Origin of the sequence: Mesorhizobium sp. Cs1321R2N1 (genome assembly GCF_037179725.1) — a bacterium.
GTDB classification, from domain to species: domain Bacteria; phylum Pseudomonadota; class Alphaproteobacteria; order Rhizobiales; family Rhizobiaceae; genus Mesorhizobium; species Mesorhizobium salmacidum.
In genome coordinates, this window is sequence record NZ_JAPYKP010000030.1 from 13,698 (window position 1) to 29,240 (window position 15,543).

Consider the following 15,543-nt stretch of genomic DNA (forward strand, 5'->3'; position numbering starts at 1 on the left):
CCAAATAATCGGTCTGGCCCGAATAATCGGTCTGGCCCGAATAATCGGTCTGGCCCGAATAATCGGTCTGGCCCGAATAATCGGTCTGGCCCGAATAATCGGTCTGGGATGAAGCCCCTCGATTGGATAGTCCGGCTCGAATGGGCTGTCGTGGCGGCGGTTGCGGTCGTCTTCTATGGTGCGACAGGCGTCTCCTGGTGGCTCTTAGCGTTGCTCATCCTGGCGCCGGACCTCTCGATGCTGGGTTATCTCGGTGGCCCGCGCATCGGCGCCATCGCCTACAACGCCTTGCACACCCTGATCGTACCGGTGCTTCTGCTGCTTGCCGGGCATCTCGCCGGCAGTGCGGTCGGCAGCGCCGTCGCACTGATCTGGATCGCCCATATCGCGATCGACCGTGCACTGGGTTACGGCTTGAAGCTGTCGACAGGATTTCAGGACACCCATCTTGGCCCCATCGGGCGCAAACGCGAGACGTTCAGTCCTTGACCCGCTCGCCCGGATAAGCGCCCCAGACGACCGACTGGGCAAGCCAGCCGGTGTGGCCGTCGAGCGTCATTTCGCACCACTGGCCGTCGCAGGACTTGATCATGCCCATCACGCCGGGTTCGACGATCGCCACCACCCTGGCATCCTTGTCGGGACCTTTCAGAAGATTGATCTGGCCGCCCTTGCCGCGCTGCCAGGGCGCGATGATCGCTGTGCGCCGGCCCGAAAGCAGCGACTGGTTGATCCATCCTTCCGAGCCGTCGGCGTCGCGCACCCGCCGCCACGTATCGAACTCCTGGATGATCTCCATCGGCAGGCCAGCCTTCATATACATCCAGTCGACGGAATAGTTGGCGCCGGGGCCGACGCGCGAGTTGACGCGGCCGGATTTCAGGCTGACGAATCGCGGCAGCGGCAGCCCGCTCGGTCCGAGCGTGATGGCGCTCTGGGCTGGGGCGGCCGCGCTCTGCGCGCCGGCAAGCGGAGAATAGAGGAGAGCGCCGAGAAATGCTGCGCTGAGGGCCAGGCGAAGCGACGCGAAACCAGACACTTTCGTTCCTTTCGGCGCCGGCCCGACGGCTGCGGCACCCCTTTTTCTTTGTCTTCGGCGGCACCGCTTGTTACATGGGTAAATCGGCTGCCGCGACCAGCTTTCAGTTTCGCCGGTCTTGGTTAAAGAGGTCTCAACGAGGGAAACAATGCCAGGCAAAAAGAAGCCTCTCGTGGTCATCACGCGAAAGCTGCCCGATCCGGTCGAGACCCGCATGCGCGAACTGTTCGACGCAAGGCTGAATGTCGAGGACAGGCCGATGACGCAGCCGGAACTGGTCGCCGCGGTCAAGGAAGCCGACGTGCTGGTACCGACCGTGACCGACCAGATCGATGCCGCACTGATCGCCCAGGCCGGCGACAACCTCAAGCTGATCGCCAATTTCGGCAATGGCGTCGACAAGATCGACGTGGCGGCGGCGGCCAAGAAAGGCATCACCGTCACCAACACGCCCAATGTGCTCACCGAAGATACCGCCGACATGACGATGGCGCTGATGCTGGCCGTACCGCGCCGGCTGGCGGAAGGCGCCAGCGTGCTTACCGGCGACAAGAAATGGGCCGGCTGGTCGCCGACCTGGATGCTTGGCCGGCGCATCTGGGGGAAACGGCTCGGCATTGTCGGCATGGGCCGCATTGGCACCGCCGTTGCCAAGCGGGCCAAGGCTTTCGGCTTGTCCATCCACTATCACAACCGGCATCGCGTGCTGCCGGCGGTCGAAGATGGACTGGAGGCGACCTATTGGGAGAGTCTCGACCAGATGCTCGCCCGCATGGACATCATCTCGGTCAATTGTCCGTCGACGCCGGCGACCTTCCATCTTCTGTCAGCACGGCGGCTGGCGTTGCTGCAGCCCACCGCCTACATCGTCAACACCGCCCGCGGCGACATCATCGACGAAGAAGCTCTGGTCAAGCTGATCCAGGACGGCAAGATCGCCGGCGCCGGCCTCGACGTTTACGAGCACGAGCCGGCCCTGAACGGCAAGCTCTTGAAGCTCGCCGCCAGGAACAAGGTCGTGCTTCTGCCGCATATGGGCTCGGCCACGCTCGAGGGCCGTATCGACATGGGCGAGAAGGTCATCATCAATATCCGCGCCTTCGTCGATGGCCATCGCCCGCCGGACCGCGTGCTGCCGCTCAGAACCTGAAAACCGTCCAGGCGTCGGCTCGCCGTTTATGAGATCGTTTTGCGCATGGTGATGGACGTCGGCCTGTCATAACCCTCATGCGCCGTTCGTTCGGTCTCGCGAAAGCCGAGCCGGGCAAAGGCGGCATGATTTGCGGTGAGCTCGATCCTCGTCTCGAGCTCGATGGCGGCTTTGCCGCGGCTGCGGGCCAGATCTTCGGCCGCTTGCATCAGCCGCCGGCCAATGCCTTGCCCTTGCCGGTCCGGGGCGACGGCGAGCTTGCCGATATAAAAACCGTCAACCCTTTCAAGAGCAAAAACGCAGCCCACGATTCTGTCGTCGCCGTCGAGCGCCAGAAAGCCCGTCTCCCGCAGGGCCTTGGCGCGTAGCGCATCGACTGTGAGCAGGTGAGCCGACGACGGCGGGTCGATGATGCCGTCCATGAAGGCGAAGGCACGCATGATGAGGGCAAGCACATCACCCCAGCGGCAGAAATCGGCCGGGATCTGCGTGATCGAAATACGGGATTGTTCCAAGATCAGCGTCTCTTGTAGCGGATCGTCTCGAAACGCGCGGCCAGCGCATCATAGAGCAGCAGCCGGCCGATCAGCGGCTCGCCTATGCCGGTCACCAGCTTGATCGCCTCCATCGCCTGCAGCGTGCCGATGATCCCCGTCAGTGCGCCGAGCACCCCGGCCTCCGCACAGGACGGCACCAGGCCCGGCGGCGGGGCTTCGGGAAACAGATCCCGATAGCTCGGGTTTGGCTTGCCGTCGCTGCCGTTTTCGAAAGGCTTCAGCACGGTCACCGAGCCGTCGAAACGTCCGACGGCTGCATGCACCAGCGGCTTCCCTTCGGCCGCGCAGGCATCGGCCACCACATAACGCGTCTCGAAATTATCGGACCCATCGACGACGATATCGTACTTGGCGACGAGGGCAGGGGCGTTCTCCGCGGTCAGCCGGAATGTGTGCGTTTCGACTGATATGTTGGGATTGATACGGGCGATTGCCGCCTCGGCGCTCTGGGTTTTCAGCATGCCGATCGTGTCGGTGCCATGGATGACCTGGCGTTGCAGGTTGGAGAGCGAAACTGTGTCGTCGTCGATCACGCCGAGCGTGCCGACGCCGGCCGCGGCGAGATATTCAAGCACCGGCGCACCGAGCCCGCCGGCGCCGATCACCAGGACCCGCGCCTGCTTGAGCTTCTGCTGGCCCGCGCCGCCGACCTCCGGCAGCACGATGTGACGGGCATAACGTTCGATCTCGTCGGCGGTGAGCGCAGTGGTCATATCAGGACCATATAGCGGCCGAAAAACCTTGTCAGGGGTCTTCGGTTGGCCCAACCGTGCCATGGTCGACCGTCAGGAACTGCGCGCGGCCATGCAGGCTGGAAAACAGCGCCGCATCGGTTCCCGTCATGAAAGCCTGGCAGTTCAGTTCCTCCAGGATCGAGAACAGTGCCGCGCGCCGTCCGGCATCGAGGTGCGCCGCGATCTCGTCGAGCAGCAGGATCGGCGTCAGGCCGGACATTTCGCCGGTCAGCCGGGCATGCGACAGCACGATACCGACCAGCAGTGCCTTCTGTTCGCCGGTCGAGCAAAGTTCGGCCGGCATGGCCTTGGGCCGGTGCCGGACCACGAGGTCCGAGCGGTGCGGGCCCTCGAGGGTGCGTCCGGCGGCACGGTCACGGTCTCGGCCATCGGCAAGCGCCCGTCGGAACCGCTCCTCGACATCGACCGCCGGTGCATTGGCAATCTCGGCCTCCAGGTCACCCGAAAGGCCGATATCGGCCTGCGGAAATGGCCCCGTGTCGGGCAACCTGCCGATCATGGCGGCCAGCAGCCGCACCATTTCGGCGCGCGCCGCGGCGATCGCCACGCCGGTCTCCGCCATCTGCGTCTCTATCGCTTCGAACCAGCCGGCATCGCGTGAGCCTTCCGTCAGCAAACGGTTACGGCCCCGCATCGCCTTCTCGTAGTCGAGCGCACGCTGGCCGTGTCCGGGATCGATCGCCAGCACCAGCCGGTCGAGAAAGCGCCGGCGATCCGCGGCCGGTCCGGTGAACAACGAATCCATCGCCGGCGTCAGCCACACGACCCGCAGCCACTCCAGCATGTCCTCGGCCCGGGCGGCGGCTCCGTTTATACGCACCCGCCTGCCGCTCTCCGCCGTGTCGCCTCCGGAAATGCCGGTGCCGATCTCGACCTCGCCGTAAGGTCCGTCGAGCCGCGCATGCAGGGCAAAGCCGCCATCGCCACCCTCACGGGCCACATCTGCGTAAGGCGCGCGGCGCAAGCCGCGCCCCGGGGTCAAAAAGGAGATCGCTTCGAGGAGATTGGTCTTGCCGGCACCATTGTCGCCGGAAAAGACCACGGCGCCCGGAGCAAAATCTATCGCCAGGCTCGCGTAGTTGCGAAAATTGGTAAGCGTAAGCTTACTTATGTGGGTTTGTGCCGGCAACCGCTATCCGCCTTGGAAGTCACCGCAACCAATATCCGCCGCCGGTCGTATCGTCAGGCGACGCCGGTCCGGCTATACTCGCATCGGCATCAGCACGTAAAGCGCGGTCTCGTCGGCCATGTCGTGGATCAGTGTCGGCGAACCGGCATCGGCCAGCATGAATTTGGCTTCCGTGCCGGTCAGCTGCGCGGCGACATCGAGCAGATATTTCGCGTTGAAGCCGATCTCGATCGGGTCGGACGAATAGTCTGCAGCCAGTTCTTCCGTGGCGCTGCCTGAATCCGGATTGTTGACGGCAAGCGTCACCTGGCCTTCGCTGATCGAGAGCTTCACCGCGCGGCCGCGTTCGGAGGAGATGGTCGAGACGCGGTCGACCGCGGCAGCGAAGCTCTGGCGGTCGAGGATCAGCTTCTTGTCGTTGCCGGTCGGAATGACGCGCTGATAGTCCGGGAAGGTGCCGTCGATCAGCTTCGAGGTCAGGACGACGCTGCCGATGGTGAAGCGGATCTTGGTGTCGGACAGTTCGGTGGTCACGGCGACATCCGGATCGTCGACCAGCTTCTGCAACTCACTCACCGTCTTGCGTGGAATGATGATGCCCGGCATGCCCTCCGAACCCGCCGGGGCGTCGATCTCGGCGCGCGCCAGGCGATGGCCGTCGGTTGCCACCGAGCGCAGCTTCAGCTTGCCACCGACTTCATGCGTGTGCAGGTAGATACCATTGAGATAGTAGCGCGTCTCCTCGGTGGAGATGGCGAACTGCGTCTTCTCGATCAGGCCCTTCAACGCCACCGCATCGAGACGGAAAATATGCGAGAAGGATCCCGCCGAAAGCTCGGGGAAGTCGGATTGCGGCAGGCACTGCAGGCGGAAGCTGGAGCGGCCCGACGTAACCGTCATGGCGTTGCCGTCCTCATCCGTCTTCAGCATCACCTCGGCGCCGTCTGAAAGCTTGCGCACGATGTCATAGAGCAAGTGCGCGGGGACGGTCGTCGCGCCGCCGCGCTCGACCTTGGCGGGCGTCGCTTCCGTCACCTCCAGGTCGAGGTCGGTGGCCTTCATTTCGAGGCTGGCGCCTTCGGCGCTGAGCAGCACGTTGGACAGGATCGGTATGGTGTTGCGCCGTTCGACCACGCGGTGGACGTGGTTAAGCGACTTCAGGAGATTTGACCGTTCCAGGATAACACGCATGACGAAACAGGCTCGCTTGAATGAATGAACGGGTCTCCGGCTACCGGCGCCCCGCAAAAGGTCTGAACAGGCTTCAGAATCTACGCAAACTGACAGGAAAAAACCAGTGAGCGCAAGCCCGCGCCACCGGTTCGGGCCGGTTACGCGGGCTTTCTGGGGATAAAGCTGGCCAACCCTGCAAGCGGGCCGTTCTGGCCGGTCAGGCCTGGTCGTTGATCAGCCTTCTCAGCAATTCCAGTTCCTGCGCCAGCGTGTTGTCATTGCCGGACAGGTCCTCGATCTTGCGCACGGCGTGCAGCACCGTCGTGTGGTCGCGGCCGCCGAAACGCCGCCCGATCTCCGGCAGCGAGCGCGGCGTCATCACCTTCGACAGGTACATGGCGACCTGCCGCGGCTTGACGATGGTGCGCGTGCGCCGGTTGGACAGCAATTCCGTCTTCGAGACGTTGTAGTGGCGCGCGACGATGCGCTGGATGTCCTCGATGCGGACCCGCTTCGGCTCGCCCGTGCGATAGATATGGCCGAGGATCTCGTCGATGCGGTCGATGGTGATCTGCGGCTCGAACGACTGGCGAAACAAGAGCTGGTTGAAGGCGCCTTCCAGTTCACGTCCGCTACCGGTCACGGTGCGGGCAACGTGGTTGAGGATCTCTTCGGAAATGTCGAGCGATGCATCGTCGATCCTGGCTGTGGCCAGGCGCAGTTTGAGCATGCCGAGCCGCATGGCGAAATCGGGTGCCGACATTTCGAGCGCGACGCCGCCATTGAGGCGCGAACGGACCCGCGGCTCGAGCGATTCCAGCTCCGACGGTGGCCGGTCGGCCGCGACGACGACCTGCTTGGCGCTGTCGAGCAGCATATTGATCAGATGGCAGAATTCATGCTGGATCGACTTGCCCTGCAGGAACTGCATGTCGTCGATGATCAGGAGGTCGATGTCGCGCAGCTGCTCCTTGAGCGTCAATGCGTTGTTGTCGCGGATCGCCGTGGCGAAGCGCCACATGAAATACTCGGCGGTGAGATAGACGACGCGCGACTTCGGGTTCTGCTTCAGCGATTCCGCGGCGATGGCTTGCAAGAGGTGCGTCTTGCCGAGCCCGACGGTGGCATGCAGGAAAAGCGGATTGAAGCGCACCGCGCTCGACTGAGATTCCGCCACGGCCTTGGCGGCGGCGAAGGCGACGCGGTTCGAGGGCCCTTCGATGAAGGAGCCGAACGTGTAACGCGGATCAAGCGGTGATCCCAGCACATTGTGGCGGAACTCGCTCTCGACCGGCACACCCGGACGCGGCACGGGAGACCGCTCCACCCTGCCTGGGCTGACCGTGCCGGCGGCCAGCGCCGTCTGCGTCTGCCGCGTCATCTTGCGCGCCGGCGCCAATTCCGGTTCAGGCTGGCTGCGCCCCTGACGGGTCGCGGTGCGCACGATGATCTCGATCTTGAGAAGCTCGGGATCCTCGTGCTTCCACAGCTCGGAAATGAGATCGTGATAGTGGCCGTTGATCCACGAGCGCAGGAACGCGGTGGGCACGGAGATGCGGACAATGCCCTTGGAAACTTCCGCGACCTTCATGCGGCCGAACCAGCTGGAATAGACTTCGGTTCCCAGGCGCGCCTTCAACTGGGCCTTGACCCGGTCGAACTTCTGTTCCGCGTCGCTGGAGACCGCCATCTCGTTTGCTCCGATCAAAGTTCCAGGAAATGGGAGGTCGCCCGTAAGCTCCCTTTCGATGCCGCTCTGCATGATCGAGTTCCTTGCCTTTCTGTACCTGTTTTTCGCTGGGGATGCGCCTCCTGCATCCTTTTCCAGCGACCGTGTCTTCGCTACGATGCCCGTTGCCGCCGCCGGCAATGAACGTCGCCCACCATCCAAGGGAACCGGTGCCGGCTCATGGAAGCCAGCCCGCGTTTGGGTATGTCAGGGCAATACAACACCGTCCGGCGAAAGAGCGCCGGCGCGCCGTCCTACCTGCCATGTCTAGTTACGCCAGTCCCCTACCGTATCGAAAAAGAGCAAACCATCCCCATCCGCGGACTTGATCCGCGTCGCAAATCCCGCCAATTTAAGCTGGCCCGCGTCAGACTGGTTAAGGGCCAGAGGCCCGTCCCTTTCGATAGATCGACATTACCGAAATCGCTGTGGATAGGGCAAGGCCACGTCTAACGGATTTTTAAGGAATCTGGTTACCTCGGGCGGGTTGGAGCGCCATGCCGCAGTGCTGTATTTTGACAAAGCCATTGTGATTCAAACCCTTTTCCGACGAATATGAAAAAGCCGGACCGGCGCGAAATTTTCTGAAATAATTCACTTGACAGCCAGTTGTCCTCCCGTCCCTTCGGCGCGTTGTGGACAAGCTGTGGATGACCGCCGCTAACTATTGGAAAAGTATCAATTATTTCTGGCGAACATGGTTTTTTAAGTCGACGCTTTTCAAGCGTTCCGATCATCAGTGGGCATGAATGTGCCGGCAAACCATTTCAAACTGTGGACTCTGCATTTGCAGTTGTTTCCGGCTATTCTTTTTAAGTACTTGCCGGCAAACGAAAAAACCCGGCGCGATCGGCCGGGTTCGAAGAAGATCGTCCTGAGAAGGCGATGTCAGGCCGACAGCACCTTGAGGCGCTGGGCGAGGCGCGACACCTTGCGGGACGCCGTGTTCTTGTGGATCACGCCCTTGGTCGCGGCGCGCATCAATTCCGGCTCGGCAGCCTTGAAGGCGGCCTGTGCGGCGGCCTTGTCGCCCGAGGCGAGTGCCTCCTCGACCTGGCGGACGTAGGTGCGGACGCGCGAGCGGCGGTTCTTGTTGATCGCCGCGCGGCGGGCGATCTTGCGCGTTGCCTTTTTGGCCGAGGATGTGTTGGCCATGATGCCTCTCTTCTGATCTGGTCGGCGCACGCGGCGTGCCGCAGGGCGCAAAAAACAAGCGGGCAGCCACGGGGCCACCTCGGTTGGTGCGGCTTATAGTTCAGCTTTTCCGGCGCGTCAACGCCGCCTGGCGTTCTTTTTGGCCGATGCCACGGGTTTCGGTCGCTGACCCCCGACGCCCTACCGGTTGGTGAAATTCGGCTTCCGCTTTTCGGTGAATGCCGCCATGCCTTCCTTCTGGTCTTCGAGCGCGAAAAGCGAATGGAACAGGCGGCGTTCGAAGCGCAATCCTTCGGCAAGCGTCGTCTCATAAGCCCGGTTGACGGCTTCCTTGGCCATCATCACCGACGGCAGCGAGAAATCGGCGATTTTGGCCGCCGCCTTGACGGCCTCCTCGACCAGCTCGCCGGCCGGAACGACCCGCGACACAAGGCCCGAACGTTCGGCCTCTGCGGCATCCATCATCCGTCCGGTCAGGCACATGTCCATCGCTTTCGATTTACCGACGAACCGGGTCAGGCGTTGCGACCCGCCCATGCCGGGAATGACACCGAGCGTGATCTCCGGCTGGCCGAATTTCGCCGTGTCGGCGGCAATGATGAAATCGCACATCATCGCCAGTTCGCACCCGCCACCGAGCGCATAGCCGGCCACCGCCGCTATGATCGGCTTTCGCGCCCGCGTGAACTCTTCCCAGCCGACGAAGAAGTCCTGGCTGTAGGCATCCACATAGGAGATTGCCTGCATCTCCTTGATGTCGGCACCCGCGGCAAAGGCCTTGTCGGAGCCGGTAACAACCATGGCGCCGATGCCAGGATCGGCACAGAAAACGTTCACGGCTGCGACGAGTTCGGCGAGGATCTGGGAATTCAACGCGTTGAGCGCCTTTGGCCGGTTCAGCGTGATCAGTCCGACCTTACCGCGCCTCTCGGTGATGATCGTCTCATAAGCCATTGGCTGTTCCTCCTTGCTCGACACCGGTCTAGCTCACGTCTGACAGGTCCGGCAATAGAAGGTCGAGCGACCGCTCTGCACGATACGTTCGACATGGCCGCCGCAGCCGGGCTTGGGGCAAGGCTCACCCTCGCGGTCGTAGACGGCGAAGGAATGCTGGAAATAACCCAGCGATCCATCGGTGTGCATATAGTCGCGCAGTGAAGACCCGCCGGCCGCGATGGCATCTGATATGACCGAGCGGATCGCCTCGGCGAGGCGTTCGGTTTGTTCCCTGGCCTTCTTGCCTGGCCTGGCGATGGTGCCCGCCTCACGTAGCGGTGACAGGCCGGCGCGCCAGAGCGCCTCGGAGACATATATATTGCCTAAGCCGGCGATCAGCCTTTGGTCGAGAAGCGCTGCCTTGAGCGGCGATCTGCGGCCTTTCAGCAACGAGGCAAGCAGAACGCCGTCCAGCGCATTGCCGGTGGGTTCGACGCCCAGTCCGGCGAGCATCGGATGCGTCTCCGGCGGCTCTTGCGCAAACAGCATGAAACCGAAGCGGCGCGGATCGTTGAAGATCACACGTGACCGCCCGCCGGCGGCGGAAACGACATGGAACACGACATGATCGTGTGCCGCGCTCTTCGAGCGCTCATGGTGGAACACGCCAGGTGTCTCGTCGTCGTCGCCGGTCTCGATGCGAAAGGAGCCGGACATGCCGAGATGGCAGATCAGCACCGGACCGCCCAGCATATGCATGGTCAGATATTTGGCCCGCCGTCCAAGCGCCGTGATCGTCCTGCCGGTCAGCCGCTCCGAAAACCGTTCGGGGAAGGGGAACCGCAGGTCGGGCCGTCTCATCTCGACCTCGGCCAGGTGGGCACCTTCCAGGACCGGCCGCAGACCGCGCCGGACCGTTTCGACTTCGGGTAATTCAGGCATGGCCGCCAATCGAGGCATAAAAGGATATGCCGTTGCGGCCGCGCGTCAGCGCGAGATGTTCGGCAACGGTCTCGCCGATATCGGCAAATGTCGCCCTAAGGCCTATGTCGCCGCCTTTGAGGCCGGGTCCAGTGCCGATGACCGGAATGCGCTCACGCGTATGATCGGTGCCGCGCCAGGTCGGATCGTTGCCGTGATCGGCGGTCAGGATGAGAAGGTCGCCCTGCTTCAGCTTCGCGAAGGCCTCCGGCAGTCTCCGGTCGAAGGCCTCGAGCGCGGCGGCATAACCGGCGACGTCGCGGCGATGGCCGAATTCGGTATCGAAATCGACGAAATTGGCGAAGACGAGGTCGCCGTCGGTGGCCTCGTCCATCGCGACCAGCGCCTGGTCGAACATGGCCATGTTGCCCGCGGCCTTGCGGACTTGCGAGATCCCGCGATGGGCGAAGATGTCGCCGATCTTGCCGACGGCGATGACGCGGCTGCCGCGCGCCGTCAGCCGGTCGAGCAATGTCGGCTCGGGTGGCGGCACGGCGTAGTCGTGGCGATTATAGGTTCGCTCGAACGTGGCTGATGTCTCGCCGACGAAGGGGCGCGCGATCACCCGTCCGATCCTCAGCGGGTCGACCAGCCGGCGCACCACCTGACACAATTCATAGAGCCGCTCCAGGCCGAAATGGACCTCATGCGCGGCGATCTGCAGGACGGAATCGACAGACGTGTAGCAAATCGGCTTGCCGGTGCGGATATGTTCCTCGCCGAACCGCTCGATGATCTCGGTCCCTGGCGCATGGCAATTGCCGAGAATGCCGGGCACCTTGCCCTCGCGGATGATCGCCTCGGTCAGGTCGGCCGGGAAGGCGGGAACCGTGTCGGGGAAATAACCCCAGTCGAAGCGCACCGGCAGGCCTGCGATCTCCCAGTGGCCGGAAGGTGTGTCCTTGCCGCTCGAAATCTCTTGCGCCGCGCCATGGAAGGCATTGGCGAGCAGGTCCGTCCCGAAATGCGTAAACCCCAGTCCTGTCGCGGTCTCGGCCGCCTCGCCAAGTCCCAGCGATGCCATATTGGGGACGAACAGCGGTCCCTGACGAAGCCCTTCGCGATCCGCGCGCCCTTCGGCGCAGGCTTCGGCGATGTGCGCCAGCGTGTTGGCGCCGGCATCTCCATAGCTTTCAGCGTCGGCCGCGCCGCCGATGCCGAAGGAATCCAGGACGAAGAGGAAAGCACGCGCCATCGGGTCATTTGTTGCCAGTGTGGACACCCAGACATAGGGTTCCGCAGCGGCCTTGGCAATTCCGAAACCAAACGGCAACGGCTTGGCGCGATAGTCATGTCGCCCAAAAGTGCGCAGCGGTTTTGGGGATAACGACATGGATAAGCTAGGAATCCATGTCGCCCAAAAGTGCGCAGCGGTTTTGGGGATAACGACATGACAGGCTAGGGATCCATGTCGCCCCAATGTGCCTGGCGGTCTTGGCAACGAGATTCACACAACGATCAGGTGTTGTGACGAGGGATCCATGGACGGAACAAGACGCGGGACGGTCCTGTCGACTGCGCTCAAGGCATCGACCGCCTTCATGGCGGTGAACGCGTTCTGGTGCGGACCGGCGTGGGCAGACTGGCGCGATGATATCGGCACATTTCGCATCGGCATCGTTGCCGAGCCCGGCGCCGGCAACACCGTTCCGGGGCTGGCGGTGTTGACGCAAGCCTTTACCAATGCGCTCGGCATGAAGGTCGAGTTCGTCGTTGCCCGCGATTATGCGGCACTGATCGAGGGACAGGCCAATGCCCGGATCGAATACGCCATCTATTCGGCGACCGCCTACGCCACGGCGCTGCAACGCTGCGGATGCATCGAGCCGCTCGTGGCTCCGGTCGATTCCGACGGTGTGGCCGGCATCCGCTCGGTACTGCTGACCAGGGATGGCAAACTGCGCGGCTTGGCCGATATGGGGGCCCACCGGGTCGCCATGCCGCCGCTGGACACCGTCGGCGGTTCGCTTTTGCCCTTGGCGGGGTTGGCTGCCGAACACGTCGAGATCGCCGAAGATGCACGGTTTCTTGTCCATGCCCCTTCGGCGTCGGCGGCCGAAACCATGCTCGTCGACGGCGAGGCCGACGCCATGTTCGGCTGGGTGAGGGCAGCGGCCGACGGCCAGCCGCGGCTGTCAGGGGGCACGCAGGCAAGGCTCGAGGCATCAGGCCTTTCGGCGTCGGCCCTTCAGGTTGTGTGGACGTCGGGTCTGCTGAGATACGGTCCCCATGCGGTGCGCAGCGATCTCGATCCGGAAGCCAAGCGTCGGCTGACCGTGTTCCTCACCAACCTCAAATCAACGACGCCGGATGTCTACGATCTTCTGGAATCGAAGCATGCCGGCGGCTTCATGCCCGTGGTTTCAAAAGATTATGCCACGGCGGAGGCCATCGTGCGCCTGGTGTCGGTCGATGGTGGGCGGCGATAAGGTCTTCAGCAGTCGCCGCAAGGAATCGTGACGCTCCTGCGGGGGCGCAGATAATAGGTTTCGCCCATCGGGATCGCCGTTGTGAGAGATTGGGTCATTCCAAGCTTCTGCTGGCTGTCCGTCGTCCAGCCGATGATCGGCAAATAGTTGAGATTGCTCTCGACGCGGATGAGGAAGGTGCCGGCGACCTTGAGCGTTGCCGGAACCGTGGTCGCGGTGCCGGCGGTGGCTCCGACGCCGTTCACACCGTTGACCACCTTGCGCGACCACACCACCAGCACCCTCGGCGTGGCATCGGTGGTGACCTGTATGGCCGTGATGGTGATGTCCGGCGTCGAGCGATTGTAGGGTTGAAGGGTTACGCTGCCGATCTTCATGATGGCATCGAGCTCCGCCTTGACGATACTCGGCTGTTGCGTCACGAGATCGGCGACCATGCTGCCGACACGGCTGACCTTCTTGCTTGTCTCTATGGCCTGCGAAGCCTCCAAGGTCATGAAATACATGACCAGCAGGATAGGCGCGATAAGCGCGAACTCGACCGCCGCGACGCCGCGGCGATCGGACCAGAACCGGACCGATTTGGCCCAGAGCCCTGCAATTCCCAGATGTGCCCCCGCACGCATCATACTCGTTGCCTTTTTTCTTGTTGGTGCTTGCGTGATAGTCTCAATTGTCGAACGGCTCGTTCTGCCAGGTCACTGAAGCGAAATGCAGGGTTTTGTTACCCCCCATCGACTGCGCCATCAGGTCGGTCATGATCGGCCATTTGTAAAAGACCCGCAGCATGTTCTTTGATTCCGCCGCACCCGCCGTGACGGTAAAGGGCACATCGGCGCCGCTGTTCGTCAGCTTGATGTCACCGCCCTGAATCCTGAAGCCGGCCAAAGCCGCGTCGGCGAACGCCGTATACTGGCGAAGATCGACGCTCAACTGATTGGGACAATCCTGGGAAACGATGATTTCCAGCTTGTCGCAGATCATGTTCTTCAAACTATCTCCGGCGATGTCGGCGGCCCTTAACTGGCCGGTGCGCAGCCGGCGTGCGACATCGTCCGTGATGTTGGCCATCACCTCCTGGCTGGCAAACGAGATGCAGCTTTCGAGGATGGCGAACACCAGGAGTGCGAACGGCATTGCAAGCAGCGCGAACTCCAGCGCCGTGCTGCCGCGCCGGTCGCGCACGAAGCGCCTGAAAGATCTGGTGCGCTCCATCTTGTGCTGACCTGTCGAGCTGAATTCCATGCTCATGCGATGTTCCTGCCATCCCTGGACGGTGCTGACAGGTCTACTAGCGCAAACCAATTGAGGTCCGGTTTGAATGATCGTTAAAGTCGGCGCGGGCGTTTTAACCAGGCGGTAACCTGGGCCATGGCGCACTCCGTGCAGCCTATTTGCTGAGGTTCATCTCGGCTTCGGACGATTTCTCCGCCTCGCTCTTGTAGGAGCTTTCGCAATAGGGTGTGCACGACATGGTCTGGACATCCGCGCGCCGGTAAATGCGAACCGACGAGGCTGCCTGGCGGACCACGGTAACCTGTGCGTCGACGATTGGGCTGCCGTCCGGGTCGAGAACGACGAGATTGGTGACACCGAAACCCTTGCCGGTGAGCACGATCGTCGAGGCATCCTGGACGGAAGCGTCGGCAATTGCCGGGTTGCCCACGACGATCGTATCGGCGGGGCGCGACAGTTTCACGATCTTGGCCTGATTCATGGTGACCTCGATGTCGGCGCCAGCCCTGGCGGGCGTAATCAAGCTGGCGGCGACAAGAAGCGCGGCAATCAGGATTGAGGATTTCGGCACGGCCATCAAGGCGCTCCACGCAAGCGGACTGTTCAACGGAACATGAACGAGATTGGTGAACCAACGGTTAAGTCGCTTGCCGCCGCCGGATGTAGCGGTCGGCATGGCTACCCGCATGGCCCGATGCGCGCAGGGCTCGCAAGCTTCCCCAAGCCCTTGCCTTTTACGGCGTTGACCCGCGAAACGGAATATTGGCCAGCGCTTAGTGTGGAGTTAACCACGCACTCGGTTCGAGCCGGGAAAGGAATCGGTAAGGCTGTTTATTAAGCCGATTGAAAGAGCTTCTCCCTAGATTGCCAGCATCCGATCAACCATCACAGAAGTTGACGGAAGTGCTGTAACACGTGGAGTAGGAGCTCTCGAATGTCTAATCTCATCGCACGTTTCGTGAAGGACGAATCCGGCGCGACCGCTATCGAATATGGTCTGATCGCCGCTCTCATCGCGCTTGCCATCATCACCGGCGCCGGCGCCCTCGGCAATGCAATCAATGCCAAGTTTACCACTATCGGTACCGCGATGAACACCGCAGGCAGCGGCAGCTAATCTGTCGTATTGCTGAACACCCAGACTGCATTCTGAACAAGGGCCGCCGCGTTGCGGCCCTTGTTCTATGCCGCTGCCAATACCAGTCGTCTTTTCGTTCCGGGCCTCATCAATCGTTAATCGAACATGCCTAGATTGAGCCCCGTGGAATCCGACA

At 62.4% G+C, this 15,543-nt stretch carries 17 protein-coding genes; 4 read left to right on the forward strand and 13 right to left on the reverse strand.

Annotated features, from left to right (window positions below; translation table 11 throughout):
* Window positions 1–108: 108 nt before the first annotated feature.
* Window positions 109–489, forward strand: a complete 381-nt coding sequence (locus O7A61_RS10925; protein ID WP_337129786.1) for a DUF4260 family protein — start codon at window positions 109–111, stop codon at window positions 487–489.
* On the opposite strand, the gene O7A61_RS10930 is transcribed toward O7A61_RS10925, so the two are convergent.
* On the reverse strand, window positions 479–1,039 hold the full coding sequence (locus O7A61_RS10930) for an SH3 domain-containing protein (RefSeq protein WP_027142021.1): 561 nt from the start codon (window positions 1,037–1,039) through the stop codon (window positions 479–481). The genes O7A61_RS10925 and O7A61_RS10930 overlap by 11 nt on opposite strands.
* A 148-nt stretch (window positions 1,040–1,187) precedes the next feature.
* Here O7A61_RS10930 and O7A61_RS10935 point away from each other — a divergent pair, with 148 nt between their 5' ends.
* Window positions 1,188–2,189: a 2-hydroxyacid dehydrogenase gene (locus tag O7A61_RS10935; RefSeq protein WP_140507642.1), complete on the forward strand. Its 1,002-nt coding sequence runs from the start codon at window positions 1,188–1,190 to the stop codon at window positions 2,187–2,189.
* Between the two features lie 26 nt (window positions 2,190–2,215).
* On the opposite strand, the gene O7A61_RS10940 is transcribed toward O7A61_RS10935, so the two are convergent.
* From O7A61_RS10940 to O7A61_RS10980, 9 genes are all read right to left on the reverse strand, one after another.
* Window positions 2,216–2,704: a GNAT family N-acetyltransferase gene (locus O7A61_RS10940; RefSeq protein WP_337129787.1), complete on the reverse strand. Its 489-nt coding sequence runs from the start codon at window positions 2,702–2,704 to the stop codon at window positions 2,216–2,218.
* Between the two features lie 2 nt (window positions 2,705–2,706).
* On the reverse strand, window positions 2,707–3,459 hold the full coding sequence (locus tag O7A61_RS10945) for a molybdopterin-synthase adenylyltransferase MoeB (protein ID WP_337129788.1): 753 nt from the start codon (window positions 3,457–3,459) through the stop codon (window positions 2,707–2,709).
* Window positions 3,460–3,490: 31 nt separating this feature from the next.
* Window positions 3,491–4,630 carry a DNA replication/repair protein RecF gene (gene recF / locus O7A61_RS10950; protein ID WP_337129789.1) on the reverse strand — a complete coding sequence of 380 codons (1,140 nt, stop codon included), beginning with the start codon at window positions 4,628–4,630 and terminating at the stop codon, window positions 3,491–3,493.
* 72 nt (window positions 4,631–4,702) lie between these two features.
* On the reverse strand, window positions 4,703–5,821 hold the full coding sequence (gene dnaN / locus O7A61_RS10955; protein ID WP_027142016.1) for a DNA polymerase III subunit beta: 1,119 nt from the start codon (window positions 5,819–5,821) through the stop codon (window positions 4,703–4,705).
* Between the two features lie 199 nt (window positions 5,822–6,020).
* Complete coding sequence (gene dnaA, locus O7A61_RS10960; RefSeq protein WP_337129790.1) at window positions 6,021–7,565, reverse strand: chromosomal replication initiator protein DnaA; 1,545 nt, start codon at window positions 7,563–7,565, stop codon at window positions 6,021–6,023.
* An 855-nt stretch (window positions 7,566–8,420) separates the two neighbouring features.
* A complete protein-coding gene (gene rpsT, locus O7A61_RS10965; protein WP_027026587.1) occupies window positions 8,421–8,687 on the reverse strand; it encodes a 30S ribosomal protein S20 in 267 nt (88 codons plus the stop codon).
* Between the two features lie 180 nt (window positions 8,688–8,867).
* On the reverse strand, window positions 8,868–9,641 hold the full coding sequence (locus O7A61_RS10970) for an enoyl-CoA hydratase (RefSeq protein WP_337129791.1): 774 nt from the start codon (window positions 9,639–9,641) through the stop codon (window positions 8,868–8,870).
* A 33-nt stretch (window positions 9,642–9,674) separates the two neighbouring features.
* A complete protein-coding gene (mutM, locus tag O7A61_RS10975; RefSeq protein WP_337129792.1) occupies window positions 9,675–10,565 on the reverse strand; it encodes a bifunctional DNA-formamidopyrimidine glycosylase/DNA-(apurinic or apyrimidinic site) lyase in 891 nt (296 codons plus the stop codon).
* Window positions 10,558–11,799, reverse strand: a complete 1,242-nt coding sequence (locus O7A61_RS10980) for a phosphopentomutase (RefSeq protein WP_337129816.1) — start codon at window positions 11,797–11,799, stop codon at window positions 10,558–10,560. The genes mutM and O7A61_RS10980 overlap by 8 nt, the downstream gene beginning before the upstream one ends.
* Before the next feature lie 313 nt (window positions 11,800–12,112).
* Here O7A61_RS10980 and O7A61_RS10985 point away from each other — a divergent pair, with 313 nt between their 5' ends.
* Complete coding sequence (locus O7A61_RS10985) at window positions 12,113–13,033, forward strand: phosphate/phosphite/phosphonate ABC transporter substrate-binding protein (protein WP_337129818.1); 921 nt, start codon at window positions 12,113–12,115, stop codon at window positions 13,031–13,033.
* 5 nt (window positions 13,034–13,038) lie between these two features.
* Here O7A61_RS10985 and O7A61_RS10990 read toward each other — a convergent pair whose 3' ends face one another.
* From O7A61_RS10990 to O7A61_RS11000, 3 genes are all read right to left on the reverse strand, one after another.
* Window positions 13,039–13,662 (reverse strand): TadE/TadG family type IV pilus assembly protein, encoded by a 624-nt coding sequence (locus O7A61_RS10990; RefSeq protein WP_337129793.1) that lies wholly within the window; start codon window positions 13,660–13,662, stop codon window positions 13,039–13,041.
* 40 nt (window positions 13,663–13,702) lie between these two features.
* The gene (locus O7A61_RS10995; RefSeq protein WP_027142009.1) at window positions 13,703–14,284 is read right to left on the reverse strand and encodes a TadE/TadG family type IV pilus assembly protein; all 582 of its coding nucleotides are present in this window, start codon (window positions 14,282–14,284) and stop codon (window positions 13,703–13,705) included.
* Window positions 14,285–14,423: 139 nt separating this feature from the next.
* On the reverse strand, window positions 14,424–14,846 hold the full coding sequence (locus tag O7A61_RS11000) for a pilus assembly protein N-terminal domain-containing protein (RefSeq protein WP_027142008.1): 423 nt from the start codon (window positions 14,844–14,846) through the stop codon (window positions 14,424–14,426).
* Window positions 14,847–15,203: 357 nt separating this feature from the next.
* Between O7A61_RS11000 and O7A61_RS11005 the strand changes: the two genes are divergently transcribed.
* Entirely contained in the window at window positions 15,204–15,386 is a 183-nt protein-coding gene (locus O7A61_RS11005) for a Flp family type IVb pilin (protein ID WP_140507625.1), read from the forward strand.
* Window positions 15,387–15,543 lie beyond the last annotated feature (157 nt).